This is a genomic window from Streptomyces sp. SAI-135, assembly GCF_029893805.1.
In the GTDB taxonomy this organism is placed as follows: Bacteria; Actinomycetota; Actinomycetes; order Streptomycetales; family Streptomycetaceae; genus Streptomyces.
Genome location: NZ_JARXYP010000002.1, coordinates 393,051 through 419,155, shown reverse-complemented (window position 1 = coordinate 419,155; position 26,105 = coordinate 393,051). Strand labels below are relative to the sequence as shown.

The 26,105-nt window shown below is 69.7% G+C and carries 24 protein-coding genes and 1 pseudogene; 8 read left to right on the top strand and 17 right to left on the bottom strand.

Annotation, left to right across the window (positions count from 1 at the left end):
• Positions 1-137: 137 nt before the first annotated feature.
• From M2163_RS06525 to M2163_RS06505, 5 genes and pseudogenes are all read right to left on the bottom strand, one after another.
• Positions 138-506: pseudogene (locus M2163_RS06525) on the bottom strand (arabinofuranosidase catalytic domain-containing protein); the annotation flags it as partial.
• Between the two features lie 610 nt (positions 507-1,116).
• A complete protein-coding gene (locus M2163_RS06520) occupies positions 1,117-2,577 on the bottom strand; it encodes a GH1 family beta-glucosidase (RefSeq protein ID WP_280893403.1) in 1,461 nt (486 codons plus the stop codon).
• 91 nt (positions 2,578-2,668) lie between these two features.
• Positions 2,669-3,610: a carbohydrate ABC transporter permease gene (locus M2163_RS06515; RefSeq protein WP_280853823.1), complete on the bottom strand. Its 942-nt coding sequence runs from the start codon at positions 3,608-3,610 to the stop codon at positions 2,669-2,671.
• Between the two features lie 13 nt (positions 3,611-3,623).
• On the bottom strand, positions 3,624-4,553 hold the full coding sequence (locus tag M2163_RS06510; RefSeq protein ID WP_280854310.1) for a sugar ABC transporter permease: 930 nt from the start codon (positions 4,551-4,553) through the stop codon (positions 3,624-3,626).
• A gap of 146 nt (positions 4,554-4,699) precedes the next feature.
• On the bottom strand, positions 4,700-6,010 hold the full coding sequence (locus tag M2163_RS06505) for an extracellular solute-binding protein (RefSeq protein ID WP_280853824.1): 1,311 nt from the start codon (positions 6,008-6,010) through the stop codon (positions 4,700-4,702).
• A 285-nt stretch (positions 6,011-6,295) separates the two neighbouring features.
• On the opposite strand from M2163_RS06505, the gene M2163_RS06500 reads away from it, so the two are divergent.
• The 5 genes from M2163_RS06500 to M2163_RS06480 all read left to right on the top strand — a co-directional run bounded on the left by M2163_RS06500 (position 6,296) and on the right by M2163_RS06480 (position 11,310).
• Complete coding sequence (locus M2163_RS06500; RefSeq protein ID WP_280893402.1) at positions 6,296-7,312, top strand: LacI family DNA-binding transcriptional regulator; 1,017 nt, start codon at positions 6,296-6,298, stop codon at positions 7,310-7,312.
• Positions 7,313-7,667: 355 nt separating this feature from the next.
• A complete protein-coding gene (locus M2163_RS06495) occupies positions 7,668-9,278 on the top strand; it encodes a PP2C family protein-serine/threonine phosphatase (protein WP_280893401.1) in 1,611 nt (536 codons plus the stop codon).
• Complete coding sequence (locus M2163_RS06490) at positions 9,275-10,360, top strand: B12-binding domain-containing protein (RefSeq protein ID WP_280853827.1); 1,086 nt, start codon at positions 9,275-9,277, stop codon at positions 10,358-10,360. Before M2163_RS06495 ends, M2163_RS06490 begins: the two co-directional genes overlap by 4 nt.
• A complete protein-coding gene (locus M2163_RS06485; protein ID WP_280893400.1) occupies positions 10,357-10,770 on the top strand; it encodes an STAS domain-containing protein in 414 nt (137 codons plus the stop codon). The genes M2163_RS06490 and M2163_RS06485 overlap by 4 nt, the downstream gene beginning before the upstream one ends.
• 15 nt (positions 10,771-10,785) lie before the next feature.
• Positions 10,786-11,310, top strand: coding sequence for a lytic transglycosylase domain-containing protein (locus tag M2163_RS06480; RefSeq protein WP_280893399.1), 525 nt, complete (start codon positions 10,786-10,788; stop codon positions 11,308-11,310).
• Positions 11,311-11,726: 416 nt separating this feature from the next.
• Here M2163_RS06480 and M2163_RS06475 read toward each other — a convergent pair whose 3' ends face one another.
• From M2163_RS06475 to M2163_RS06425, 11 genes are all read right to left on the bottom strand, one after another.
• Positions 11,727-13,841 (bottom strand): MMPL family transporter, encoded by a 2,115-nt coding sequence (locus tag M2163_RS06475; protein WP_280893398.1) that lies wholly within the window; start codon positions 13,839-13,841, stop codon positions 11,727-11,729.
• Between the two features lie 115 nt (positions 13,842-13,956).
• Positions 13,957-14,880, bottom strand: coding sequence for a 2-dehydropantoate 2-reductase (locus tag M2163_RS06470; RefSeq protein ID WP_280893397.1), 924 nt, complete (start codon positions 14,878-14,880; stop codon positions 13,957-13,959).
• A gap of 227 nt (positions 14,881-15,107) precedes the next feature.
• A complete protein-coding gene (locus M2163_RS06465) occupies positions 15,108-16,664 on the bottom strand; it encodes an MFS transporter (RefSeq protein WP_280893396.1) in 1,557 nt (518 codons plus the stop codon).
• A 41-nt stretch (positions 16,665-16,705) separates the two neighbouring features.
• Positions 16,706-17,554 carry an SDR family oxidoreductase gene (locus tag M2163_RS06460; protein ID WP_280853832.1) on the bottom strand — a complete coding sequence of 283 codons (849 nt, stop codon included), beginning with the start codon at positions 17,552-17,554 and terminating at the stop codon, positions 16,706-16,708.
• An 84-nt stretch (positions 17,555-17,638) separates the two neighbouring features.
• Positions 17,639-18,073, bottom strand: a complete 435-nt coding sequence (locus M2163_RS06455; RefSeq protein WP_280853833.1) for a MarR family winged helix-turn-helix transcriptional regulator — start codon at positions 18,071-18,073, stop codon at positions 17,639-17,641.
• A 120-nt stretch (positions 18,074-18,193) separates the two neighbouring features.
• Positions 18,194-18,577: a hypothetical protein gene (locus M2163_RS06450; RefSeq protein WP_280853834.1), complete on the bottom strand. Its 384-nt coding sequence runs from the start codon at positions 18,575-18,577 to the stop codon at positions 18,194-18,196.
• A complete protein-coding gene (locus tag M2163_RS06445; RefSeq protein ID WP_280853835.1) occupies positions 18,574-18,780 on the bottom strand; it encodes a hypothetical protein in 207 nt (68 codons plus the stop codon). Before M2163_RS06445 ends, M2163_RS06450 begins: the two co-directional genes overlap by 4 nt.
• A 200-nt stretch (positions 18,781-18,980) precedes the next feature.
• A complete protein-coding gene (locus M2163_RS06440) occupies positions 18,981-19,601 on the bottom strand; it encodes a hypothetical protein (RefSeq protein ID WP_280893395.1) in 621 nt (206 codons plus the stop codon).
• Positions 19,602-19,656: 55 nt separating this feature from the next.
• Positions 19,657-20,460, bottom strand: coding sequence for a hypothetical protein (locus M2163_RS06435; protein ID WP_280893394.1), 804 nt, complete (start codon positions 20,458-20,460; stop codon positions 19,657-19,659).
• Positions 20,457-20,831 carry a TraR/DksA C4-type zinc finger protein gene (locus M2163_RS06430; RefSeq protein ID WP_280893393.1) on the bottom strand — a complete coding sequence of 125 codons (375 nt, stop codon included), beginning with the start codon at positions 20,829-20,831 and terminating at the stop codon, positions 20,457-20,459. Before M2163_RS06430 ends, M2163_RS06435 begins: the two co-directional genes overlap by 4 nt.
• A gap of 46 nt (positions 20,832-20,877) precedes the next feature.
• Positions 20,878-21,219, bottom strand: a complete 342-nt coding sequence (locus M2163_RS06425) for a TraR/DksA C4-type zinc finger protein (protein WP_280893392.1) — start codon at positions 21,217-21,219, stop codon at positions 20,878-20,880.
• A gap of 280 nt (positions 21,220-21,499) precedes the next feature.
• Here M2163_RS06425 and M2163_RS06420 point away from each other — a divergent pair, with 280 nt between their 5' ends.
• Positions 21,500-22,450: a sensor histidine kinase gene (locus M2163_RS06420; RefSeq protein WP_280897217.1), complete on the top strand. Its 951-nt coding sequence runs from the start codon at positions 21,500-21,502 to the stop codon at positions 22,448-22,450.
• Positions 22,447-23,112 carry a response regulator transcription factor gene (locus M2163_RS06415; RefSeq protein ID WP_280893391.1) on the top strand — a complete coding sequence of 222 codons (666 nt, stop codon included), beginning with the start codon at positions 22,447-22,449 and terminating at the stop codon, positions 23,110-23,112. Before M2163_RS06420 ends, M2163_RS06415 begins: the two co-directional genes overlap by 4 nt.
• A 40-nt stretch (positions 23,113-23,152) precedes the next feature.
• Here the strand turns inward: M2163_RS06415 and M2163_RS06410 are convergent, their stop codons facing one another.
• A complete protein-coding gene (locus M2163_RS06410) occupies positions 23,153-23,473 on the bottom strand; it encodes a hypothetical protein (protein ID WP_280893390.1) in 321 nt (106 codons plus the stop codon).
• Positions 23,474-23,701: 228 nt separating this feature from the next.
• On the opposite strand from M2163_RS06410, the gene secD reads away from it, so the two are divergent.
• The gene (gene secD, locus M2163_RS06405) at positions 23,702-25,933 is read left to right on the top strand and encodes a protein translocase subunit SecD (protein ID WP_280893389.1); all 2,232 of its coding nucleotides are present in this window, start codon (positions 23,702-23,704) and stop codon (positions 25,931-25,933) included.
• Positions 25,934-26,105: the final 172 nt, after the last annotated feature.

Below are 26,105 nucleotides of genomic sequence, written 5' to 3'. Positions count from 1 at the left end.
GGACCGGCGGGTTTTCTCCCGCCGGGGCCGCGGGCACCGTCTGCATGACCCGCCCCCTCGGTCCAGGGCGAGGGTCGAGCGATTCAGTCGGTCGGTCGGACGTCCTTGGCGACGGTGAACCCGGCAAGGCTGGAGCCGTTCCTCAGCTCAGTGCCGGGTGCCACGAAGACGCCGTAGGCCTTGTGACCGCCCACCGTGGTGGGCGCGGCCGTCGCGTTCGCGAGGTTGTCGGTACCACCCGCGGCACCGCCGCCGGGCGCCTGGGTGAGGTGGTTGCCGCGACCGGACTGGTCGTACACGATCGTGATCAGGCCGGTGGTTCCGGAGCAGAACGAGTCCTGGGCGGCGGCGTCGGCGTACCCGCCGGTGCTCAGGAGGCCGATGGTGCGGATGGTGTCGTCCGAGGCGCGCCGCACCTGGTACAGGGGTCCGACCGCGGCTCCCGCGCGGGTGAACGCCCTGCGGGCGGAACCGCTGGGGTGGCGTGATGTCCGTGTGGTTCCCATCCGATCTCCCTACCGTGCCGGCGCGACCCGTGCGGGCCGTGTGGGGGTGGCGCTGTCGATCCGCAAGCGCTTCGAGGTGCCGTATGTGCAGCGGATTGCAGAGAGGTTTCGGGGGGAGACGGTGCTCCTGCACCTGACGGGCTGTCAAGGGTGTTGCGGCTCCTGTTGCGAACCTTGTCGCGGAATCGGTTCGACGGCCGGATCCCGCGGTTCGCCTCCGACGGGCACACCGAAATGTTGCGACGGCGGGGGTGTGGTCGGCTGCGTGTGCTTCCGCCGAGCGGGTGTGGGCGACGGGCCCGTCGCGCACGGTGAAACAGTGAGGTAGCCGTCACGTCCGGGTGGGACGGGGTGGGCCCGCAAGGCGCGGGCCGACGCAGCGGCGGTCGGCGCGCGCGTCGCCGCCGTTGGTGCCGCACGGCACGTCGCGTTCCCGGCCGCCGCCCGTCCTGCGAGCCCGTCGAAGCGCTTGCGTGCGAATCGGTTCGCTTTCGGATGAAGGCCGGGGTGGCAGCTGGGGCGTGTCCTCAATCGATCCGCTGTGCAAGATCGATTGAGGACACGCCCCAGGCTCAGGACCGGTCTTCGAAGGTGTTGCAGCCCTCCGCGCTCAGCGGTTTCCGCTGTTCCCTTCCGGCAGGACGCCCGTGCGGGCCACGTCGGCGTACCACCGCGCACTGGCCTTGGGGATGCGCTTGCCGGTGGGGTAGTCGACGTAGACGGCACCGAAGCGTTTGCTGTAGCCGTAACCCCACTCGAAGTTGTCCAGCAGCGACCACAGGAAGTAGCCCCGGACATCCACGCCGGCCTCGATGGCCCGGTGCACGGCTGACAGGTGGCCGTGGAGGTAGTCGATGCGTTCGGGGTCGGACACCTCGCCGTCCGGGTTCACGTAGTCGTCGAACGCGGCACCGTTCTCGGTGATCACCAGAGGCATCCCGGGGAAGTCCGCCTTGAGACGTGTCAGCAGGTCGTAGAGACCGCTGGGGTCGACTGCCCACCCCATCGCGGTGGTGTCGCCCGGTGGCCGGAGGAAGGTGACGTCGTCGGCGCCCGGCCAGGGGCTGTGCTCGCTCGCGCCGTGGCCGTCGGAACCGTGGCTGCCCGCGCCGGTGCCGGCGGCGACCAGGGTCGGCGTGTAGTAGTTGACGCCCAGGAAGTCCAGCGGCTGGTGGATGGTGTCGGTGTCGCCGTCCCGTACGAAGGACCAGTCGGTCAGGCTCGCCGTGTCCTGAAGGAGGTCCTGGGGGTAGGCGCCTTCCAGCAGGGGGCCGGTGAAGACGCGGTTGGCCAGAGCGTCGATCCGCCGGGCCGCGTTCAGGTCCTCGAGTGTCTCGGACAGCGCGCGGACGTGATGCAGGTTGAGGGTGATGGACGCCTGGGCGCGGCTGGGCAGTTCGGCGCGCAGCGCCTGAACGGCCTTGCCGTGGGCGAGATTGAGATGGTGCGCCGCACGCAGGGCGGCGACCGGGTCGGTGCGTCCGGGTGCGTGGACACCCGAGCCGTATCCGAGGAAGGCACTGCACCAGGGCTCGTTGAGGGTGATCCAGGTCTTCACCCGGTCTCCCAGCGCACGTGCCGCCAGGGCCGCGTAGTCGGCGAACCGGTCGGAGGTGGCGCGCTCCGGCCAGCCGCCGGCGTCCTCCAACTCCTGTGGCAGGTCCCAGTGGTAGAGCGTGACGACCGGTTCGATGCCCTTGTCCAGCAGTGCGTCGGTCAGCGCGCGATAGAAGTCGAGGCCCTTTTCGACAGCCGGGCCGCGGCCGGTCGGCTGCACGCGCGGCCACGACAGGGAGAACCGGTAGGCGCTCACCCCGAGGTCGGCCATGATCTCGACGTCCTCGCGCCAGCGGTGGTAGTGATCGGTGGCGACGTCGCCGGTGTCACCGTTGCGCACCCTGCCGGGCGTGTGCGAGTAGGTGTCCCAGATCGACGGAGTGCGCCCGTCCGCGGAGGCGGCGCCTTCGATCTGGTACGCGGCGGTCGCCGTACCCCAGGTGAATCCCCGCGGAAAGGTGCGGGCGGTGATGTTCTCCGGGGCGGGTGCGACGCGTCGGATTACGGTGCTCACGTGGGTCCTTCCAGGTGACGTGCGGGGCGGGAGAGGGGAGACGGTGTGGAGCCGTCGGGGAGCCTCGGCAACGGGGGAGACGGCACGGCTTTCACCCCTTGACCGCGCCCTGCATGATGCCGCCGACGATCTGACGGCCGAAGACGACGAAGAGGGCGAGCAGCGGGAGCGTGCCGAGCAGTGCGCCCGCCATGATCAGCGACTGGTCGCGCACGTACCCCGCGCTGAGCTGGGTGAGGGCGACGGGCACCGTCGGATTGGTCATGTCGAGCACGATGAAGGGCCAGAAGAAGTCGTTCCAGGCGTGCACGAACGTGATCATGAACAGCACGGCCATGGGGGGCCGGGCGATCGGCAGCACGATGCTCCAGAAGATGCGCAGGGAGTGCGCACCGTCCACCCGTCCGGCCTCGACGAGTTCGTCGGGCAGTGCTTCGCTCAGGTACTGCCGCATGAAGAACACGCCGACGGCGCTGACGAGCGTGGGGAAGATGACGGCGGGCAGCTTCTGGCCCCAGCCCAGTTCCGTCATCATCATGAACAGCGGCACGACACCCAGTTGCGGCGGCACCATCATCGTGCCGATCACGAGCATCAGCAGGATGTTGCGGCCCTTGAAGCGGAGTTTGGCGAACGCGAAGCCGGCGAGGGTGGCGAAGAGGACCGTGGACAGGGCGATCACGCCGGCCACGATCAGGCTGTTGAGCATGGCCTTGCCCAGCGCGGCGTCCTCCCAGGCCTTGCCGAGGTTCTCCAGGAGATGGGGTCCCGGCAGGAAGGGGGGAGGCGTCTGGGTGACGCGCGTGTTGTCGGTCGACGCCGCCACCATGGTCCAGTACAGCGGGAACAGCGAGAACAGCGCGGCGAGTCCCAGCAGGATGTAGGCGACGGGGCCCGCGTGGTGCTGACGCCCGGCGCCCGGGCGCCGCAGCAGTCGGCGGCGCGGTCCACCGGGCGGGGTGGCCTTGCCGGTCTTCCGTCCGCTTCCGGCAACCGCGTCCATCGCCTGGACCGGGATGCTGTCTGTGGTCATGGAGATCTCCCGGTCAGGTCCTGCGCGTGGTGACGCGCTGAACGATGCGTTGGACGACGAACACGAGGATCAGCAGCAGGAACATCGCCCAGGCGACCGTGGCGGCTCGGCCCATCTGGTAGTTCTTCCAGCCCTCCTCGTACAGCAGCAGACCCAGCGTCTGGTACTGGTTGTCGGCTCCTCCCGTGATGCCGTTCGGGCCCTGGCCGAAGATCAGGGGTTCACCGAAGAGCTGGGTGGCGCCGATCGTGGACAGGACGATGGTGAACACGATGGTGGAACGGATGCCGGGCACGGTGACCTTCAGGAACTGCTGCCACCGCGAGGCGCCGTCGATGGCCGCGGCCTCGTAGCGGTCACGGGGGATCGCCTGCATCGCCGCGAGGTACAGCAGCGCGTTGTAGCCGGTCCAGCGCCAGATCACGATGGAGGAAATGGCCGTCTGCGCGGCCCACTTGTTGTTCTCCCAGTCGATGTGGTCGACACCGACGAGACTCAGCATCCAGTTGATCATGCCGAAGTCACGTTCGAAGAGCATCGTGAACACCAGGGCCGCGGCACCGACCGACGTGGCGTACGGCGTCAGGGCGGCGACGCGGAAGAACGTCGAGCCGCGCAGCCGGTAGTTGAGCAGGTGGGCCAGACCGAGCGCCATCAGCAACTGGGGCACGGTCGACAGCACGCCGATGGTGAAGGTGTTGAACAGCGCGTTCCAGAACCGGTCGTCTTCCCACAGCGCTGTGTAGTTGTCGAAGCCGACCCACTCCATGAGGTTCAGGGTCGACAGTTCGACGCGGTGCAGCGAGATCCACGAGGTGTAGATGAGGGGGTAGAAGCTGAAGGCGGCGAACACGATGAAGAACGGGGCGACGAACGCGTACGGCGCGCCGCGGACGTCGAGGCGGTGCAGCAGCGTACGGCGCCGCTGACGCTCCGCGCCGATGGCGGGCGCACCGTCTGGGGGTGTCGAGGTGGAGATGGCCACCGGAAGGCGTCCTTCCTTGGGGGAGGGGAGAGGCGGGCAGGGGCCCGGCGCCCCGGAGGGGCGGAGCGTGGGGCGCCGGGCTTGCGGTGGGCAAGGGCCCCAGTTCAGCCGGCGGCCTTCTCGATGCGCTCGTCAGTGGTCTTCCACGCCTCGTTCGGGCTCTTGTTCTGCGCCTCGATCAAGGTCAGGCCCTGCGAGAAGATGTCCTTGATGGTGCCGTCCTTGCGGCCGAGGACCTGCTCGTCGGGGATCTCCTGGGCCGCGGCGCCGAAGATCTTGCCGATGGGGGCGCCACTGAAGTAGTCCGACTTGGCATTGACGACTTCGGGCATCTCCAACGCGGTCTGCGACGAGGGGAAGTTGCCGATCTTCTCGAAGAGGTACGCCTGCTGCTCGGGAGCGGTGAGCCAGGCGACGAGGTCCTGTGCCTCCTTCTTGACCGGGCTCTTCTCCATCACGCCGAGGAACGAACCGCCCCAGTTGGCGCCCTTGGGCGCCTTGGCGACGTCCCACTTGCCCTTGTTCTTGGGGCCGGCCTTCTCGCTGATGTGCGCGAGCATCCACGCCGGGCAGACGGTGCTGGCGAAGGTGCTGTTGGCCAGTCCGGGGTCCCAGCCGGGCTGGAACTGGCGGAGTTTGGCGGTCAGATCGGACGTGGCCGCTTCGGAGGCCAGCTTCCACGCGTCCTTCACGACAGGGTTGGTGGCGTAGATCAGCTTGCCCTGCTTGTCGTAGAACTGCTGGGAGTTGCCGTAGATCATGGCGTTGAACAGCCCGCTGGAGCTGTCCATGAAGGCGACCTTGTCGTCCTTCGAGTTCTGCTTGAACCGCTTGCCCGCCTCGACGTACTTCGACCAGTCGCCCTCCCACAGTTTGGCGACCTCGTCGCGGTCGGTGGGCAGGCCGGCCTGTTCGAAGAGGTCCTTGCGGTAGCAGACCGCCATCGGGCCGATGTCGGTGCCGAGGCCGATGACCTTCTTGTCGTCGGCGGTGACCTGGCTCTGCTTCCAGGGAAGGAAGTGGTCCGTCCCGGCCACGCCGGCCAGATCGACGAACTTGTCCTTCTGGGTGTCGGACAGTTCCTTGGCCCTACCAATTTCTATGCCCTGGATGTCCTTGAGCCCGCTGCCCGCGGCCAAGTGGGTCTGCAGGGCGGTGTAGTAGGTCTGTTCGTCGCCCGCGACGTCCGCCTTGATGACGACGTCCGGGTGTTCCTTCATGTACTTGTCGAGCAGACCGGTCTCCTTGAAGCCCATGACACCGAAGAGCCCCATGGTGATGGTGGTCTTGCCGTCCTTCTTGCCCCCACCGGTTCCCCCGTCGCTGCCCCCGCAGCCCACGACCAGACCCAGTGCCGACGCGACGGACACCGCGGCCACCACCCTCGTACGCAACTTCCTTCGGAACTTGTCCATTTCGTCCTCCCAGCGGCGGCGCTGACGCACCGGAGTTCGAGCCCGCACACCTCGCTATCGAAGGTGTGATTTGTCCGTTGGGCACGTTCCCACTCATTGATGGGAACGTACCCACCCAGGAGCCCGCAGCCTGGCCGCCGTGTAAGGCGTCTGTCAAGAAGTTGAATCCACTTCGTTGCCGAAAGATGTCGCGGGCCCGCACCCGGACCCTGAGGGTGCTCTCCTCAGGTCTGGCACAATGCGCAGGTGAAAGCCGTCCGGGCATCGCTGAGCGAGGGAGGCGTCGTGGGGGACAGGCAACGTCCGACCATCATCACCGTGGCCGCGCGCGCCGGTGTCGGACGTACCACGGTTTCACGAGTCATCAACGGCTCCGAACTCGTCAGTGACAAGGCGAGGGCCGCCGTGCTCGCCGCCATCGCGGAGCTGAACTACGTCCCGAACTCGGTTGCCCGCGGGCTGAAGACGAGCCGTACGAACTCCGTGGCCCTGGTGATCCCCGAGTCGGAGAGCCGACTGGGCTCGGAGCCCTACTTCTCGGCGGTCATCCGCGGCGTCAGCACCGCCCTCGCGGAGACCCGCACACAGCTCCAACTGGTGCTCGTACGCGACCAGGCCGAGCGGGACCAGCTCACCGAGTCGGTCGCGGAACGGCGTGTCGACGGCGTGCTCCTGGTCTCGGTGCACGAGCACGACCCGCTGCCCGGCCTGCTGGAGGACATGGGACTGCCCACGGTGCTCGCCGGACGCCGTTCCTCCGACGAGTCGCTCAGCCATGTGCACTCCGACAACGCGGGCGGAGCCGCGACGGCTGTCAACCACCTCCTCGCGCGGGGGCGGCGCACCGTCGCCACCATCAGCGGACCGCTCGACATGGACGTGGCCCGCAGCAGGCTCCAGGGCTGGCGCGAGGCCCTCGAGAAGGCGGGCCACCAGGCCACGGACCGGCTCGTGACCGCGGCCGACTTCACCGAGGAAGGCGGCGCGGCGGCGATGCGTTCACTCCTTGAACGGGTCCCTGACCTCGACGCCCTGTTCGTCGCCTCGGACGTCATGGCGGCGGGGGCTCTGGCGGAGCTGCGCAGGCAGGGGAGGGGGGTCCCCGACGACGTGGCCGTGGTCGGATTCGACGACTCCATCATCGCGCGTCACACCAACCCGCCGCTCACCACCGTGCGGCAGCCCGTCGAGGAGATCGGCGCGATGATCGCCCAGATCCTTCTGGAGGAGATCGACGATCCCGACAGGCCGCGTCGGCGCGTCACGCTTCCCACGGAGCTCGTCGTACGCGACTCGTCGTGAGTCAGTGGGGGCGTGCGGATGAGCCGTCCAAGAGGTGGGCGAAGTTCGTTGCGGCGACTCGCAGTTGCCCGGACTTCCGTCGGCGCCGCCCCGGACGAGGAGTGCGCACCGCACGGGCGAAGATCGGCCTAGCACCCGTCCAACGTCGTGACCCGGCGAAACCGTGCCGGTGTGAGGCGTATGTGTCCGTCCCGGGGGCAGGTTGCGACCGCAGGGGCCGATAGGAGACTGTTGCCGTACGGCAGTAATTGTCAATTGCAGGAAGGTGGTGAGGTGCGCACGACGCGTGCCTCCGCTTGTGTCTTTCTACCGTGGTACGTCCGCCCGTCCGTCCGAGCCCGGCCTCCGGAGCGGCGTGACCAGGGCCGAGGCCCCCTACCCTGTGCTCGTCACCGACCCAGAGGGCGGTCTCGTACGACTGAACGAGGCGGCCCGGCTGCTCCTGTCCGACCCCGCCGACGGCGACCCGCTCGACCGGAAGGTGCCGTCCTGGCTCACCCCGCCCCCGCCCGGTGACGGTGACAAGGGGCCCGGCGCCGCGCGGCCCGTGACCGGTTCCGTCGACGGGCGCTTCTTCGAGGCGCACCACACCGTCGACCACGACGGCCACCTGGTGTGGTGGCTGATCGACTGCACCGACCGCCACCTGGCCGAGACCGCGCTGCGGGACGCGCGGACCCGCTCCGAGGTGCTCTCCGAGGTGTCCAGTGCCCTGCTGTCCACACTGAACGTTCCGCGCTGCATGGAAGTGGCCGCCTCCATGGCCGCCGAGCACCTCGCCGAGGCCGCCGTCCTCATCGCCCCGCCCCAGGGGCGGCGCCATCCGCTGACGTACGCGCATCGCGGCGGGTCGGTCACCCAGGAGCAGCGCAAAGTCGACGTCTCGGGCGTGCCGGGGCTCGGCGAGGCGCTCCAGGGCTTCCCGCCGGTGCCGGCCCGCTGGATCGATCCGCACAGCATCCCCCCGTGGGTGATCCCAGAGGGCTTCGCCGGTCCCGTCGGCTCCGTCATCGTCACCCCGCTGCCCGGCCACGGCGTCCCGGCCGGCGCGCTGATCCTGCTGCGCTCCAGCACCGAGCGCGCCTTCACCGAGGGCGAGGAGGTGTTCGCGCGCCTGTTCGCGGCGCGGGCCGGCGCGGCCCTGTCGGCGGCCCGGCTCTACACCGAGCAGACGGCCATCACCGCCACCTTGATGCGCGACCTGCTGCCGCCCGCGCTCCAACACGTCCACGGCGTCGAGTACGCCGGGAGCTACCGGGCCTCCAAGGACCACGAGCAGGTCGGCGGGGACTTCTACGACGTCCACCCCGGCACCGATCCCTCGCAGGAGACCCTCGTCGTCCTGGGCGACGTCGCGGGCAAGGGACTCGACGCGGCGGTCCTCACGGGCAAGATCCGCAATACGCTCCAGGCGCTGCTGCCCCTGGCCGAGGACCACGAACGCGTCCTGAACCTCCTCAACGGAGCCCTGCTCTCCTCGCACCACACCCGCTTCGCCACCCTCGTGCTCGCCTCCGTGCGCCGCCGGGCCGGCCGGGCGGAGCTGCGCCTGACCAGTGCCGGACATCCACCGCCGCTGATCGTCCGCACCGACGGCACGGTCGAGGAGGTGCCCACCAAGGGGACGCTGGTCGGCGCCTTGCCCACGGTGCGCGCGCGGACGGTGGAGACGGTCCTCGCCCCCGGAGAGACGTGTCTGCTCTACACCGACGGCGTCATCGAGGCCCGCGGCGGCCCCCTGGGCGACGACTTCTTCGGTGAGCGCCGGCTCGCGCGGGCGCTGTCGGACTGCGCGGGCATGCCGGCCGAGGCCGTCGTCGAGCGGGTGCAGATGCTGGCCACCCAGTGGCTGGGCGGCGGCCGCCACGACGACATGGCCGTGGTGGCCGTCAGCGCACCCAGGCCCGGCTCGCTGACGGCCGTCAACGGGCACCCGCACGGCATCGACGGCAGGAGCGGCGGATGAACGAGTCCACGGCGGTGGCCGAGCGGCTGTGGCAGGCTGTCGCCGCCGGCGACGAACGCACCGCCGCCCTGACCGTCCGCCAGGCGTTGCAGGACGGCATGGACGAGGAGACCCTGCTGCTGGAGGTCGTCGCGCCGGTTCAGGCGAGGGTCGGGACCGAATGGGCCGCCGACCGCATCACCGTCGCCCAGGAGCACGCCGCCACCGCCATCAACGAGCGCCTGGTCGCCTTCATGGCCCACCTGAGGCACCAGGACGGCGAGACGCACCGTACGGCTGTCCGCGGCCGGGTCACCGTGAGCTGCGTCGACGGCGAGTGGCACGCCTTCCCCGCCCGGATCGTCGCCGAGGTCCTGTCGCTCAGAGGCTGGCGAGTCGACTTCCTCGGCGCCCAGACGCCCACCCTGCACCTGGTCGCGCACCTGCACCACAGCAATCCCGAGGCCGTTCTGCTGTCCGGGTCGCTGCCCGTGCGCCTGCCGACCGCGCACGCCGCCATCACGGCCTGCCAGGCCGTCGGCGTGCCCGTCCTGGCAGGCGGACGGGCCTTCGGACCCGACGGCCGCTATGCCCGCAGCCTGCGCGCCGACCGCTGGGCGGCGGACGCGCGTGGCGCCGTGGCCGTCCTGGAGGAGGGGATGGCCCGCCCCGACACCTCGGCCAGCCGACATGCGGTCGACGACCTGCCGCACCTGACCGACCAGGAGTACACCATGGTCGTCCAGTCCCGTCCCCAGCTCGTCAAGCAGGCGCTGGTCGACCTGGAGTCCCGCTTCCCCGCCGTGCGCGGGTACAGCGACGACCAGCGCGAGCGGACGGTCGAGGACCTCGCCCACATCGTCGACTTCCTGGCAGCCGCCCTCTACGTCGACGACGCCGAACTGTTCACCGACTTCCTCACCTGGACGGCCCACATCCTGCAAGTCCGCAACGTGCCCGCCCACTCCCTGACCGCCGGCCTGGAGGTACTCGGCGGGCGGCTGTACGACTTCCCCCGCGCCTCCCGGCTGATCGGACAGGGCGTCACGGCCCTGGCCGCGAGCCCCGCTCCTCCCGTGCCCGGTCCCGGGGCCGCCGTATGAGCGGCCTTTCACCGGCGGAGTTCGCCGTCACCGTCACCCGGGAGAACGCCACCCTGGTCGCGCGGGTGGACGGAGAGCTCGACTACGACGCGAGCGACGACCTGGTCACCGTGGTCACCGAGAACCTGAACGGCGACGACGGCCCCCCGGGCGCCGTGCGTCTCGACTTCAGCGGCCTGACGTGGATCGACTCCTCCGGGCTGTCCGCCCTGCTGATGATCCACCGGCGGGCCCGCGCGCTCGGGGCCGACTTCCACCTGGACAACCGCCCGGAGGTGCTCGAGCGCATGCTCCTGATGACCAACGTGCTGGACCACCTCCTCGGGCGCGACCGCTCCGACGCTCCGGGCGGGCGTGTTCTTCCCGGGCCGGGCGGATCGGCGCCGGGCGGGATTGCGGCGGGATCTTGAGGGCACGTGCGGTGCATGGACACTGACAGCGTCAGGGTGCCGCCGCTGCGCCCCGGTGCCTACGATCCCGCCGACTACGCCGACGCGGTGGTACGCAGTGCCGAGGAGGCCGGCGTCTCCCCTCGACTGGTGATGGGCGTCCTCCACAACGAGGCGTACAAGCCCCACCATCCGCTGCTGGAGCGGCTGTGGCAGTGGTGGAAGCCGGAGGCGTCCTTCGGGGTGGCCAACATGCACCGGGCGGCCTTCGAGCAGGTACGGCGGACACACGGCCTGTCCGGGCGCTGGCAGGACCTGCGGGACGACCCCGCCTTCGCGATCCGCGCGGCGGCGCTGCACCTGAAGGACCTCGACGGCAGACTTCCGGCGCGCCACGTGCGCCGGTACACCCGCGAAGAACTCCTCGCCCTCGGGTACAACGCGGGCGAACGCAACATGCGCGCCTTCGCCCGCGGCGTACCCCCGGGCCCCATGGCGTGGTCCTACCTGCGCCGCTTCCGCGCCGGCCGGCGGCGCGCCGCCGAAGCCCTGGCAGGCTGAGCGAGAGTCAGACGTGTGCTGTCACCTCCCCAACGCCTCATCACGAATGAGGCGCCCCACACCTGGCCACTGCGCACGCGGGCAAGGCGGCCGGTGCGGCGAAGGGAAGTTGTACCTCTGCGATGAATCCCGCCTGCCCTGTGCCCGTTGTGGACGACGCCGTGTCCCGACGGGAGCACGTCCGCAGGGTCATCCTGCACAGGGTTCGCGGATCGCAGTACCGGTCTCGCACCTTCGCCCAGGCCCCCGACCGTCACCGGATGACCGGCTCTGCAGGTCGAGTTGGGGCGACAGGCGACAACGCGGCCATGGAGTCCTTCCTCGGCCTGTTGCGGAGGGCTGCGGAGGAACACCTTCGACTGCCGGGTGTGGGCAACGCGCGAGGTACGGATCGCGGCACGAGCCGCCGGCAGGAATTACCCGACGGGAGCCAGGTCTTTGCGCTCCTCGGTTTCGGTGAGCCCGACGCGGTCGTGGAGCCGGCGCAGCGGGCGGGGCGCGGTCCAGGCGTGCCGGCCGAGCAGCCGCATCGCGGCCGGCACGAGGATGCCGCGGATCAGGAGAGCGTCGAGAAGGATGGCCAGTCCGCAGCCGAGGCCGAACATCTGCAGGAAGCTGACGGAGGCGGTGGCGAAGGCGAAGAAGCTCACCGCGAGGAGGACGGCTGCGGTCGACACGATCCGTCCGGTGCGCGCCAGTCCTTCGGTGACGGCTTCGAAGGTGGTGGCGCCGCCGTCGTGCAGTTCCTTGATGCGGCTGGTGAGGAAGACTTCGTAGTCCATCGACAGGCCGAAGGCGATGCAGAACAGGGCTACGGTCATCGCGGTGTCCATCGGGCGTGGGGTGAAGCCGAGCCATGAGGAGAGATGACCGTCCTGGAAGATCCACACCATCGTGCCGAGGGACGCGGTCATGCCGAGGGCGTTGAGGACGAGGGCCCGGATCGGTTGGGCGACGCTGCCGGTGAACAGGAAGAGCACGATCAGTGTGGTGAGTCCGATCAGGCCTGCGGCGTACGGGAGGCGCGTGTCGATGGCGTGGTTGGTGTCCACGAGTCGTGCGGAATCGCCGGTGACCAGGACGTTGGCGTCGTGCGGGGCGGGCAGCGCCCTGATGTCGCCGACCAGTTGCTGCGCGGCCGCGGAGTGGCTGGTGAGGTCGGTGGAGACGGTGAGCAGGCTGGTGTCGGTGTCCGCGGCGGTGCGGCTGGTGACGTGGGCAACGTGGGGCAGGTGCCCGATCGTGTCGGGCAGGGCGCCCGGGTCGCCTTGGACAACCACCTGCAGGGTGGTCGCCTGGTCGCCGTTGAATGCGGTGCGCAGTTCGTCGGAGGTGTGGCGTGCCGGAGCGGAGGCGGGCAGGACTCCTTCGTCGGGGGTGCCGAAGACGGCGTGTGCCAGGGGGCTCGCCATCGCCAGCAGGAGCGCCAGGGGCGCGAGCGCGAGCAGGGGGCGGCGCATCACCGCGCCGGCCAGCCGGCCCCAGATGGGGGCCTCGCTGCCGCGGTGGCCTCGCGACCATGGCAGGCGCCCGGCCTCGACACGTGGACCCAGGACGGTGAGCAGTGCCGGCATGAGGATCAGGGCCGCTGCTGCGGCGATGGTGACGACGCCGATGCCCGCGTAGGCGAACGAGCGCAGGAAGTACAAGGGGAACATCAGCAGCGCGGCCAGTGCGGCGATGACGGTTGCCGCGGAGAACAAGATGGTGCGTCCCGCGGTTCGAACGGTGACCACGACTGCGGTGCGGCCGTCCAGTCCCTGGGCGGCGAGTTCGCGGTAGCGGGCCACCATGAGCAGGGCGTAGTCGACGCCGAGCGCCAGGGCGAGGGCGGTCGTCAGATTGATGGCGTAGACGGCCACGTCGGTGACGCGGCCGAGCAGCGAGAGCTCCGCGAAGGTGCCGAGGATGGCCACCAAGCCCACTGCCAGCGGCAGGGTGGCCGCGACGAAGCCGCCGAAGGCAAGCACCAGCAGGAGCAGCGTCAGAGGGATTGCTATGGCCTCTGCGCGGGCGAGGTCCTCTCTGACGTGGGAGTTGACGGTGCGGTTGACCGCCGCGCCTCCGCCTGCCTCCACGGTGACGGTTTTCGTGTCGTGGGTATAGGTCTGCACGATGTGGTCGATCAGCTCGTTGTCGTCGGCGTCGACGTTCGCGACGATCTCGGCGGCTGTGCCGTCCTTCGATTTCAGGGCCGTATTGCGCGTCTGCCAGTACGAGGTGACGTTGTGGACGCCGCTCTCCTGGGCGAGATCGTCGGTCAGTTCGGTCCCGGAGGCTGCCGCAGCAGGTGAGTCGATCGATCCGCTGCGTGCTTTCACCAGAAGAACCAGGTTGGGTGGGCCGCCGAAGGTGCTGTCCACGATCTCGGTGGCGCGGGTGGACTGTGCGCCTTCGGCGTCGAAGCCCCCGGTTTTGAGTTGTCCGAAAGCGCTGACGCCCACGGCACCCATGGCGATGAGTGCGACAGCGCACAGGGCCAGTACGAGTTTCGCTCTGCGGTGGACTGCCTCGGCAAATGCGGTGAGCACGGCATATTCCTCTCAGTAATGCGTTAAGTGGTGGTGACGGTGCAGGTCCGGGCCCAGCCGTTGCGTCGCTGCACGAACTTGGGCCGGTACTTGGCGCGGTCATGGGCCGGGCCGGCTAGGAAGCGGCAGCCGCCCGGGCGTTGTGTGCTCGCAGCGTCAGAGCCGCGGCCTCAAGTCGGGGAACGGCCAGACCGAAAGCGTGGGCGCGGTTGATCAGGTCGCCCAGGACGTTGTCCACCTCGGTGGTCCGGCCCGCGAGGAGTTCCCGTGACAGCGAGGAGGTGAGGGGAAGCGCGGCAGCGGCCACCAGTTCGCGGTAGCTGGCACGCTCGCTCTCGCTCAGCGGGTGTCGCGCCGCTGCGGCAACGGACGCCGCCTCGTCGAGGGTTCTGGTCGCGAAGGCCGCTCCGCCCTGGACAGCAGCGGCGTCGCTGATCGTGCCGCGCACCAGCGAGGTCACGGCTCCGATCGTCGCGATCATCACCCACTTGGACCACATGGCGTCCACGATGTTGTCCAGCGCGGTGACGTCGAAGTCCGGTATGGCCAGTGCCTGTGCAGCCGCCTCGACCCGCTCGGAGACGACGCCGTTGAGTTCGCCGATGAGGATCTGCCCGCCGGGCAGCAGCTGGCGGACGTCGCCGTTCGCCTCGAGCTGCGTGACGATCTTCACCACGCCCCCGAGGACGGCTTGCGGGTATCGCTCGGTGAGCAGGTCCACGTGCCCCATGCCGTTGAGGAGGGGCACCGCGGCTGTGCCTCGCCCCACGGCGGGTGCGAGGTCGTCCAGAACGGCGGGCAGTGCGTCGGGCTTCACGCACAGCAGGATGAGGTCGTAGGGCGAGGTCAGCTCGTCGGCGGTGAGAAAGCTGGCGTCGAACCTCTCGACCTGCTCGCCGTCGACGATGCGCAGTCCGGTTTCGCGCAGTTGGGCCGCTCGCTTCGGGCGGACCAGAAAGTCGACCTGCCGGCCGGCGCCCACCAGCCGTCCACCGAGGAAGCCGCCGAAAGCTCCAGCCCCAACTATCAGAATGTTCATGGTTTTTCCTCTATTGAAACTCTTGTCATGGATCGATGTACTTGTTGAATAAATGGGTCAGTCTGTGAGGTACAACGCCAGTTGGAGATCGGTGAAGGACGCCATCAGGCGGGAGTGCAGAGCAGAGGCGATGTGCGCGCCGAGGACCGCGAGGCTGTTAGCGCCTCGTGATGGGCTGAATGGGCATCAGGCCCACGCCGGGCTCAGGGCGTAATCTGGCGTGCTGATCACAGGGTGCGGGCTGCGCGCGTTTGGTCTGGCACCCGATGCGCCGGCAGGTCCGCGTGTCCCGGCTGCTGCGGTGGCTGGGCGGGCAGGAAGAGGGCAGCCAGGAGTGCCCCGGCGATCGCGACGAGTCCCGCGACGACGCACGCGATGCTCAGGCCGTGGTCAAGGGCCCCGATCGTGCTGTGGCGGACTGCCTCGGCGAGGATCGGCCGTCCTTGGGCGGCGAAGTGGCCGGAGACCTCGGACGCCGCCCCGACGGACTGATGAGCCAGGGAGGCCAGTTGGGGAGACAGCCAGGCCGGCAGGGCGTCGTCGAGCCGCGAGCTGTACAGCGTGGCGTAGATGCTGCCGATGACGGCGACGCCGAGGGTTCCGCCGAGCAGGCGGGTGGAGTCGTTGACGGCGGATCCGACGCCGGCCTGGTCCGCTGCGACCGCGCCCATGATGGACTCGGTGGCGGGTGCGGACGTCAGGCCCATGCCCAGGCCGTAGACGACCATTTGAACGGCGATCACTTCATAGTCGAGCGTCGGGGAGACGTCGCTGGCGAACCAGAAGTAGAAGAGCGCCTGGAGGGCCAGTCCGGTTGTGACGACCAGCTTGGTGCCGACGCGGACCGCCAGCCGTGTGCCGATGGTCGATCCGACGGCAACGGAGACCGCGACCGGGAGCAGATGAACGCCGGCGGACAGTGGGCTGTATCCGCGGACGAACTGGAAGTACTGCGTGATCAGGAAGATAATTCCGAGCAGCGTGAAGTACGCGATGGTGACCGAGGCGCTCGCGGCGCTGAAACGCATGTCCTTGAACAACCTCACGTCGAGCATCGGTTCGAGAGCGCGGCGCTCGGCAGAGAGGAATGCGATCAGCAGGACCAGGGCGCCGGCGAAGCCGCCGAGCGACGCAGGGGATGCCCAACCGCGGTTCGGGGCCTCGATGATGGTGTAGACGAGCAGCCCCATGAAGCCGCTCGACAGGCCCAGACCCGCAGGATCCAGGGGGCGCGGGACCAGCTTCCGTGCCTCTGGGACGCACAGCGCCACCAGGACGACGACGACCGCGGCCACCGGGCCCAGCACGTAGAAGATGCTCGACCAGCTGTAGTGCTCGAGCAGGAACCCGCCCACGATCGGCCCGAGTGCGATGGCGATGCCGGCCGTGGCGCCCCACAGGCCGATGGCCAGCGCCCTGTCCTTGCGGCTGGTGAAGGTCGCGGTGAGAAGCGCGAGGGTGGCCGGGAAGACCATTGCGGCGCCCAGTCCCATCACCGCTCTGGCCGCGATGAGCTGCGCCGAGGAGCCGGCAAAGCCGCCGGTGAAGCTCGCCGCGCCGAACACCAGCAGGCCGGCCATGAGCATGCCCGTGCGGCCGAACCGGTCCGAAAGGCTCCCTGAAGTCAGCAGCAGCGCGGCGAAGACGAGGTTATAAGCGTCCACCACCCACTGCAGTTGCGTGTTGGAGGCTTCCAACTCCCGGGACAGCGTGGGGAGCGCGACATTGACCAACGTGGTGTCGAGGTTGATCAGGAAGGAGGCCAGGAGGAGCGCGACCAGCATCAGCGCTCTCGAGGGTGTACGAGTCGTGTACCTGTGTCGCTTCATCGGGCCGGGTGTCCCGCGATCGTCTCGTGATAGGTCTTCCCGCTGCTCATCCTGAGCAGCCTGGCGATGCGTCGCTTGGTCAGAGCGGTTGCGATCAGGTCGCCGATGCGGGGTGACAACGCCTCCCCGAGGAGCAGCATGTTCGCCATGCGTGGCAGCACGACTCGCCGCTTCCCCTGCCGGACCGCGGCCACCACGGCTCGGGCCACTTCGTCCGCCGACAGCGGCGTCATGTGCCGGAACGGGGGCGGCATCTCCGCCTCCTTCGCCTCCCGCAGCAGGTCTGTGGCGGTGAGCGCCGGACAGATCACCGATACGCCGATCCCACCGCCTGCCACCTCCTGACGGAGGCTGTCCGAGAAGGCGGAAACCCCGTGCATCACGATCGCGTACGAGCCGAATCGAGCGAACGCCTTGCGCCCCATCACGGACGACATGTTCACGATCGCTCCAGAACCCTGCCGCCGCAGCACCGGCAGCACGGCCTGCGTCACGTTGATCATCCCGAAGAGGCTCGCCCGCATCGTCTGACGAACGTTGTCTTCGAATGCCGCCGACTCGACAAGGCCCACCTTCCCGATCCCGGCGTTGTTCACCAGCACGTCGATCCGACCGAACCGAGCCACTGCGGCGTCCACCAGGGCCGTCACCGCTTCAGGTGAGGTCACGTCCGTCGGGACGGACAGGGCTTCCGACCCGAGAGCGCGAACTTCATCCTGGACCCGGGCCAGCTCCTCGGCCGAGCGGGCCGCAAGAACCAGCAGAGCTCCCTCCCGGGCGAACGCCAGCGCAACGGCTCGGCCGATTCCCCTGGATGCACCCGTGATCAGTACGACCCGGTTCACGAAGGAGTCACTCATGACAATCCCTCTCTTGATGTATATACAACAAAGGTGGACAAGGCGAGGCCAAGGGCCGGCCCGCAGGCGTCATGCGCCTGGCGGGTAACCCATTCCGCTCGCAATTTCCTGGACAGCCGACACGCCGGACCCCAGAAGCTGGGCGGCCTGTTCCTGGGCCTGCCGCCAGTCCGGCATCACGGATTCGATCTTGGTTCGGCCTGCGCCGGTCAGGACCACTTCGCGCATGCCCTTCGCGTCGGACGCCGCAGCCTCGATCCAGCCCTGTTTCAGCAGCAGTTGCAGGTTCCGGCTGACCGTGGACCTCTCCAGCTGGAGCACCTCACCCAGCCTTCCCGGCGGGCAGGGGCCGACCTTCCCCAGTGCGGCAAGCAGGTTGACCTGGGCAATCGTCACCCCGTGACGCTCAAGGGCGCCGTCGTAGAGGCTGGTGACTGCCCGGCCTATCAACCGGATACGCACCGCCAGGCAGTCCTGCACGATTTCATCGACCGAGGTACTCACCCCTCCAATGTTGTACCTACATCAATCCCGCGTCAAGCGCTCCGGGGTGAGGACCCTCGTGGCCGGGAAGGCCATCCGCCCCCATCAGAGTCCCGAAGGATGACGGGAGAGCCGTCGGCATCACTCGCTGCGCCAGGACTCCAGCCGCTGCGCGATCGTGCGCAGGTCGGCTTCCTGGGCGCGGACCGCTTGGGCGAGTTCGTACAGGTCGTCGTCCTTGGCCTGCAGTGGCTGGCTGGAGACGTGCATGTACTGGCTGGTGCAGGCCCAGCCGATGACCAGGTTGTAGTCGGTGAAGGGCCGCAGCAGCAGCGCGGTGTGCAGAAAGGTCGCCGCCCGGGCGGCGGGCTCCTCGTAGTACAGGATCCCGCGTTCCCGCTCGAACTTGTGCCGGTCGGCCATGAACCCCAGGGCGCCCCAGTCCGCGATCGGCACGTTCAGCGGGGAGATCGCGGACTGGATCTGCAGCACCCAGCCGACATCGACCCGGATGACAGGGCTCACCGCAGTCCTTCAGGGAAGTGTGCCGCGACGCCGGGCAGGATGCGTGCGGCTTCGGCGACCGCTCCTTCGACGAAGGCAAGCCTGTCGGCCTCCTCCACCGTCACGTCGTGCACGTGCTGCTTCAGGCTCCGCCCCGTCAGAGCCGCTCGCGCACGCAGGCGGGCCATCTCTTCTTCGCTGAATTCCACGTTGAGTGCAGGCATGCCCCCAAGGTACCTGCCTCGGTACCACCACGGGTACCCGATCGCGAAGGACCGGGACACGGGTGTGCGGAACTGGTCGATTGCCGCCGAGGCCGAACAGGGCAACCCTGCAGGGGGCGGGCGTGGGAGTGACCGAACCCGTGGTGCCGAGGAAGTGTGCAGCGTTGCGGACGCGGCTCGGCCGGCCGACTGGGGACCTGTCAGTGAGAGGCGGTCCATCGAGGGGCGACACGGGCCCAGGCGGAGTCCCACTGGGCGAGGTTGTGGCGCTCCAGCCTGCGGCGGACGTAGGCGTATGCGGCTGTGCCGAGGAGGGGGACGGCCATGGCGCCAAGGACGGCGCAGCCGACGGTGCTGTCACGGACCTGTCGGGTGGTCAGGGGCGCGTCGGTGATCCTTCCTTCGGTGTCGACCCATACGCGGATGGTGCTGCCGACGGCGAGAGCGGGGGCCACGTCCGTCTTGGCCGTGCGGCTGCGGCCATGAGGGTCGGTGAAGCGGACGGTGACCGGGTACAACGCCTTCTTCGCCTCGTCCGAGCCCGGTTCCGGGTGACGGGGGGCATCGTGCACGAGAACGGCGGAGGTGTCGTGCCGGGTGGCGTGCTGGTGCCGAGCGGAATCCTCGTAGTGGCGGTACGCGATGTCGCCCACGAGGAACGTGGCCAAGGGAGTGGCGGCCAGGACGGTGAGGAAGAGTCCGACGGCGATCCACGCCTGTGCGATGTCGGTGCGGCGGCGCAGGGGGTTGCGCCGCCATCGCCACCACAGCACGCGCGGGAGCTGTTCGGGAGGGTCTGCCGGGGGTACTGCGCGGGCCACCGTGTCTCTCCTTCCGTAGGACGTGGCCACCTCGCCTGACGTTTGCCGGGGGGGGCTAGAGGTAGTGCGCCGCGTCAGCATCGGCGCCGGTGACGGCGATGGCGATGGCGGAGGGGTGGGCGTGGGCGGCCTGCAGGAGGCGCGCGGCGCCGCGGACGGCCGCGGTGTGCGGGGCGAGGACGGGGTGGAGGGAAGCGTGCAGCCGGTCGGTGAGGTGGCCGGTGATGTCGGGTTCTAGCGCACCGCCGCCGGCGAGGAGCGGGCCCCGTCGGAGGGCGTCGAGCGTCTGGGAGGTGTGGTCCTGGTCCAGCATGCCGCTCACCATGACGGCGACGGCGTCGATGATCCGGGCGGGCGGGGTGTGGCTGTCCAGGTCGCTCGTGCCCAGGGCGGTGCAGCGGGCGTCGGTCACCGCGCCGTCGACGAGGAGCGTGACCTCGGTGAGGTGAGCGCCGATGTCCACGACGAGCAGGGGGCGGCCCAGGTCGGCGCCTGCGGCCACGGCCACGGCACGTGCGGTGGGCACGGTCAGTGCCTCTGCGCGGTAGGCGACGCCGCCCAGTACGGGCGTGGTCAGGATGAGCAGGGGGCGGCCGGCCCGGGGCAGGCGGTGCCCGAGCAGCCGGTCGAGCATCCGGGCCGTTCCGGGGGTGTCGACGATCGCGCCGCGCTGAACGGGGCAGGTGGCGTGGACGCCGGGCAGGGTGATCGTGGGCACGTCGAGGATCGTTCGCCGTCCGGACGTCCAGACACGGGTGCGGGCGCTGCCCAGGTCGAGGGCGATGCCGGAGCAGCGCAGGCACCAGGGCCACGAACGGTGCCGGGCGGCGGCCACCGAACGGCTGGGCGGGGTGGTCATCGGCCGGCCTCCCTGACCTGTCGGCACCGGGCGCAGTAGCGGGCTTGCGGCACGATCATGAGGAGTTCGCGGGCGATGGGTCCGCGGCACAGATGGCAGGTGCCGTAGCGGCCCTGGTCCATCCGCTGGAGGGCGGCTTCCACGTCGGTCAGGACCAGGCGGGCGGAGGCGGCGAGCTTGTCGCGCACCTCGAGTTGGGAGGCCGTCGGTCGGGCGTTCGGGGTGTCGGCGCGGGATGTGGCGGCGGCCGAGAGCTGGTGGAGCTGTTCCTGGCGGAACAGGCGTTGCTCGTGCAGGTTCTCGCGCAGTGCGGCGAAGTCCTCGATCGACAGAGTCGTGGCATGGTCGTCGATGGTCCGGTGGTTCACCAAGTCACCCCCTGGGCAGGGCGTAGGAGAGAGGTCGGAGGGCTGCCGGTCAGGCGGCGTCGCGCTGGCAGGGGACGCAGTACGGCGTGTAGGGCAGGATTTCCAGGCGCTCGACAGGGATGGGCTCGGCGCAGGCGCGACAGATGCCATAGCTGCCGTCCCGGACGCGGGCGACGGCGGCCTCGACCTCGGTGAGAACACGCCGGACGGTGTCTTTCTGCGCGGAGATCACCTGTTCCTCCGCGTTGGGCCGGGCTTCCTCGATGGCCCGTAGCTGAGTGAGACGTGAGGCGCGTTCCAGTTCGAGGCGCTGGAGGGCCTCGTGCGCCGTCAGCCGTTCGCGACATGTCTCGGCCTGAGGAGTTTCGGCCCGGGGAGTTTCGAGCGACATGGTCGTTCCTTCTTCCAGTGACAGGTGGGTGTCTCCACCGTGGCCGCAACGGACCGTGAAACCCATCGGGCGCGATACCCATCTACGGCCTCGCCCAGGGCCCATCCCGGAGTGGCGGGGCGGACCGGGAAATGGGCATTGGAGCCCATCGACGCCGGCAAGGCCAGGAGGCAGCCTGGACAACAGGCCGGTCAGAACCAGAGAACGCAGCTCACGCTCGGAGTGCGCGGTGACCGACAGTAGATGCACAGCCGCGTCCCCATGGAAAGGCGTCAACCCGGTGTCCCTGTTCTGGCGGATCTTCGCGCTCAACGCGGTCGTGCTGGGAAGCGCCACCGCGCTGCTGCTGTGGGCCCCGGTAACCGTCTCCGTGCCGGTGTTGCTGACCGAGGCGGTCATCCTCCTGGCGGGTCTGGTCGTCATGCTGGTCGCCAACGCGGCCCTGCTGCGGATCGGCCTGGCCCCGCTCGACCGGCTCACGCGGCTGATGACCACCGTCGATCTGCTACGCCCCGGGCACCGGCTGCCGGAAGGGGGCCGTGGCGAGACCGCTGAACTGATCCGCACCTTCAACGCCATGCTTGAGCGCCTTGAGCACGAACGGGCCTCCAGCAGCGCCCGCGCCCTGTTCGCGCAGGAAGCGGAACGACGCCGTATCGCCCAGGAACTCCACGACGAGGTGGGCCAGAGCATGACCGCGATCCTGCTGTCCCTGGAGCGAGCTGCCGACGAGGCGGACGAGCCGCTGCGCGGTGAGCTGAGGCAGGTGCAGGAGATCACCCGGGGGAGCCTCGACGAGGTGCGCCGTCTGGTACGCCGGCTGCGGCCGGGCGTGCTGGAGGACCTCGGGCTGGTCAGCGCCCTGACCTCGCTGACCAGCGAGTTCGCCACCCACGTGGGGCTGCGGGTGGTGCGCCGCTTCGACACCGGCCTGCCCGTGCTGGACCAGCAGACGGAACTGGTGCTGTACCGCGTGGCCCAGGAAGCCCTGACCAACGCGGCCCGCCATGCCGAGGCGGCCCGGGTCGAGGTGAGCCTGCACCACACCGGTGAGGCGGTGGTGCTGGCCGTAGCCGACGACGGCCGCGGCACCGAAGTCGCCCGCGAGGGGGCGGGGATCCGCGGAATGCGCGAGCGGGCCCTGCTGATCGGAGCCACGCTGGACGTCACCTCCCACCCGCGGGCCGGTACGACGGTCCGGCTTGTCGTGCCCCTCAGGAAGCAGCCATGACCATGCCCGACACATCCGTGATCCGAATCCTCCTCGCCGACGACCACGCGCTGGTACGTCGTGGCGTGCGGCTCATCCTCGACCGGGAGCCGGACCTCGAGGTCGTCGCCGAGGCGGGGGACGGGGCAGAGGCCATCGAACTGGCCCGGACCCACGAGGTCGACCTGGCGGTGATGGACATCGCCATGCCCCGGATGACAGGTCTGCAGGCCACCCGTGAGCTCGTCGCGCTGAACCCCGGTGTGCGCGTTCTGATGCTGACGATGCACGACAACGAGCAGTACTTCTTCCAGGCGCTGAAGGCCGGAGCCAGCGGATACGTGCTGAAGTCCGTGGCCGACCGCGACCTTGTGGCGGCCTGCCGGGCCGCGATGCGTGACGAGCCCTTCCTGTATCCGGGCGCGGTCAGTGCGCTGATCCGCAGCTACCTCGACCGGGTCCGCAACGGCGAGGAGCCGCCCGAGCAGGTGCTGACCGTGCGTGAGGAGGAGGTCCTCAAGCTCGTGGCCGAGGGCCACTCCTCCAAGGAGATCGCCGAGTTGCTCTTCATCAGCATCAAGACCGTCCACCGGCATCGGGAGAACCTGCTGCGCAAGCTCGGTCTGCGGGACCGGCTGGAGCTCACCCGCTATGCGATCCGCGCCGGCCTCGTCGAACCCTGAGCGCACCCGAGGGGAAGGGGGGAGGGGGATGGCCCTGCGCTCAGAGCACTGCTTCGAGCCGTACCGCTTCGAGCCGCATCGGTTCGAGCAACACGGGGCCGAGCACCGCTTCGCGCCTGCCGTGTCCCGCGTGCGCGGCCGGGTCCCGGTTGTGCTCGCTCTCCTGCTCGCCGTCGCCGTCACACTGTTGGGTCCGGTCGGCCTGGGCGGTTCGGAACCCAGTGCAGTCGGCGGCGGGGCGCTCGCGGCCGACGCGCGGTCGGCGAACGGCGAGTCTCCCGCGGAGAACGCGGAGAACGTGGATCCGGCTCTTACGACTGCCGCGGTCCGCCATCTTGGGGAAGCCACCGGCGAGCGACATGCACCGCCGGTCCCCTTCCAGGGCGCAGGGCCTCGCCCGGAGGTCGGTTCGCTCCGGCCCGCGCGGCCCCCGGTCGCGGCCGAAGACCCGCCCGTGTCCGGACACCCGGCACACCGGCACGGGGTGCGCGCACCCCCTTCGCCCTCCGGCATCTGAGTCCTGCTCTCTTCCCTTTCCTTTCCCGACCGCAGCCCTGTAACGGCCGCGGTGTGCCTGCCGGAGGCCGTTGTGACCCGCTCCGCGCGCATCAGAGGCGTGATCGCCCTGGTTGCCGTTGCCCTGTCCCTCTACGTCGCTCTCACCGTGCCCGTCCACCTCGGACTCGATCTGCGGGGCGGCACCCAGATCGTGCTGGAAACCCGCCCCACCGCCACAGCGGATGCCGACGGTGATGCCACGGACCGCACCGTGGAGGTGCTGCGCGGCCGGATCGACGCACTCGGGGTCAGCGAACCCACCATCGCCCGCTCCGGCAGCGACCGGATCATCGTCGAACTGCCCGGCGTGCAGGATCCCCGGGAGGCGGCCGATGTGCTCGGCCGCACCGCCCAGCTCACCTTCCACCAGGTGCTCGGTACGGCGGCCACCGCCGACGACCAGCCGAATCCCCTGCCCAAGCGGCCCCGCGAGCAGGTGATGGCCGACGAGTCCGGCCGGCTTCTGCGCCTAGGGACGGCCTCGTTGACCGGCAAGGACGTCGAGAAGGCGGCCGCCCGCTTCGACCAGCAGGGCGGTGCGGGATGGCACGTCAACGTCGACTTCAGGGGATCAGGCGAAACGGGGTGGGCTCGTCTGACGGGCGAGGCAGCCTGCCACGCGGCAGGAGACCCGGGCCGCCGCGTCGCCATCGTCCTGGACGGGAAGGTGATCTCCTCGCCGCAGGTCGATCCGTCCGTCGCCTGCGGGTCCGGCATCAGCGGCGGTGCCACCCAGATCACCGGTACCTTCGACGACCGCGAGGCCAAGGAGCTGGCCCTGCTCATCAACGGCGGCGCCCTTCCGGTGCCGGTCGAGACCGTCGAGCAGCGCACTGTCGGCCCCACCCTGGGAGCCGAGGCCATCAAGGCCAGCGCCTGGGCCGCCGGCATCGGCACGGTGGTGACCGCGCTGTTCATCATCGCCGTCTACCGTCTTCTCGGCGCCCTGGCCACCGTAGCGCTGGCCTGCTACGGCCTCATCTCCTACGCGGCTCTCGCGGCCCTCGGTGCCACCCTCACCCTGCCCGGCCTCGCCGGCTTCGTGCTGGCCATCGGCATGGCGGTCGACGCCAACGTGCTCGTCTTCGAACGCGCCCGCGAGGAGTACGCCTCCGGTCACCGTCCCACCCCCCGGTCGTCGCTGACCTCGGGATTCCGCAGCGCCTTCAGTGCCATCGCCGACTCCAACATCACCACTCTCATCGCCGCCGGCCTGCTCTTCTTCCTCGCCTCCGGCCCGGTCCGCGGCTTCGGCGTCACCCTGGGCATCGGCGTACTCGCCTCCATGCTGAGCGCTCTGGTCATCACCCGCGCCCTCGCCGAACACGCCGTCGGCCGCCCCGGGTTGCGCCGCCGCCCCCACCTGACGGGCATCGCCCACACCGGCGCCGTCCGCAAGCGCCTCGACCGCACCAGCCCCCATCTGATGCGCCACCCACGCCGCTGGTTGGCCGCCTCGGCCGCCGCCCTCGCCCTGGCCGCCTCCGGTATCGCCGTGCGCGGCCTGGACCTCGGCGTCGAGTTCACCGGTGGCCGCCTCATCGCCTACACGACGCCCACCCCCGTCGACGCCGACCGGGCCCGTGGCGCCCTCGCCGACGCAGGGTTCCCCCGTGCCGTCGTCCAGACCTCCGGCGCACACCAGCTCACCGTCCGCACGCCTCACCTGAGCAACGACCAAGCGGCGGCCGTCACCTCCGCTGTCACCGACCTGGCGCCCGGGACCGACAAGGTCCGCGACGAGGCGATCGGGCCCAGCCTCGGCAAGGAGCTGCGCCACAGCGCCCTCATCGCCCTCGCCGTCGCCCTCGGCGCCCAACTCGTCTATCTCACGGCACGCTTCCGCCTCCTGCTGGGGGCCTCGGCAGTAGCCGCCCTCGCCCACGACGTCGTGATCCTCCTCGGCGTCTTCGCCTGGCTGGGCAAGCCCGTCGACGGCGTGTTCCTGGCGGCGCTGCTGACCGTCATCGGCTACTCCGTCAACGACTCCGTGGTCGTCTTCGACCGGATCAGGGACATGGCCCGCCGCGTGAGCCCAGGTGCCTTCGCCCGCGTCGCCAACCAGGCCCTTCTGCAGACCCTGCCCCGTACCGTCAACACGGGTATGGGCGCCGCGTTCATTCTCACCGCACTGGCCGTCCTCGGCGGCGACTCCCTGACCGACTTCGCCCTCGCCCTCCTCATCGGCTGCGCGGTGGGCACGTATTCCTCGATGTTCACAGCCACCCCGCTGGCCGTCGAGCTGCACAAGCGTCGTACGTAGGAGCCGGTGCCGAGCGGAATTTGGTGCTGTCGCGTGAGGCACCGTTTCGATCTCCCAGTGCCGTCCGCCGTGTGCGCAGGCCCCGTTCCAGCAGCCGGGCAAGACGATCTCAAGGCGACGCGTCGAAATTCTTTTGGATCTCGCGGCAACCCTGTGCGGTTCCTGTGGCCAC

What these genes read in the sequence shown, in the direction of transcription:
- M2163_RS06515 (WP_280853823.1), bottom strand. Translation starts at nt 3,610, where the DNA reads ATGACCACAGACAGCATCCCGGTCCAGGCGATGGACGCGGTTGCCGGA.
- M2163_RS06505 (WP_280853824.1), bottom strand. Translation starts at nt 6,010, where the DNA reads ATGGACAAGTTCCGAAGGAAGTTGCGTACGAGGGTGGTGGCCGCGGTG.
- M2163_RS06490 (WP_280853827.1), top strand. Translation starts at nt 9,275, where the DNA reads ATGAACGAGTCCACGGCGGTGGCCGAGCGGCTGTGGCAGGCTGTCGCC.
- M2163_RS06485 (WP_280893400.1), top strand. Translation starts at nt 10,357, where the DNA reads ATGAGCGGCCTTTCACCGGCGGAGTTCGCCGTCACCGTCACCCGGGAG.
- M2163_RS06480 (WP_280893399.1), top strand. Translation starts at nt 10,786, where the DNA reads ATGGACACTGACAGCGTCAGGGTGCCGCCGCTGCGCCCCGGTGCCTAC.
- M2163_RS06470 (WP_280893397.1), bottom strand. Translation starts at nt 14,880, where the DNA reads ATGAACATTCTGATAGTTGGGGCTGGAGCTTTCGGCGGCTTCCTCGGT.
- M2163_RS06465 (WP_280893396.1), bottom strand. Translation starts at nt 16,664, where the DNA reads ATGCTGGTCGCGCTCCTCCTGGCCTCCTTCCTGATCAACCTCGACACC.
- M2163_RS06445 (WP_280853835.1), bottom strand. Translation starts at nt 18,780, where the DNA reads ATGCCTGCACTCAACGTGGAATTCAGCGAAGAAGAGATGGCCCGCCTG.
- M2163_RS06435 (WP_280893394.1), bottom strand. Translation starts at nt 20,460, where the DNA reads ATGACCACCCCGCCCAGCCGTTCGGTGGCCGCCGCCCGGCACCGTTCG.
- M2163_RS06425 (WP_280893392.1), bottom strand. Translation starts at nt 21,219, where the DNA reads ATGTCGCTCGAAACTCCCCGGGCCGAAACTCCTCAGGCCGAGACATGT.
- M2163_RS06415 (WP_280893391.1), top strand. Translation starts at nt 22,447, where the DNA reads ATGACCATGCCCGACACATCCGTGATCCGAATCCTCCTCGCCGACGAC.
- M2163_RS06410 (WP_280893390.1), bottom strand. Translation starts at nt 23,473, where the DNA reads ATGTCGCTCGCCGGTGGCTTCCCCAAGATGGCGGACCGCGGCAGTCGT.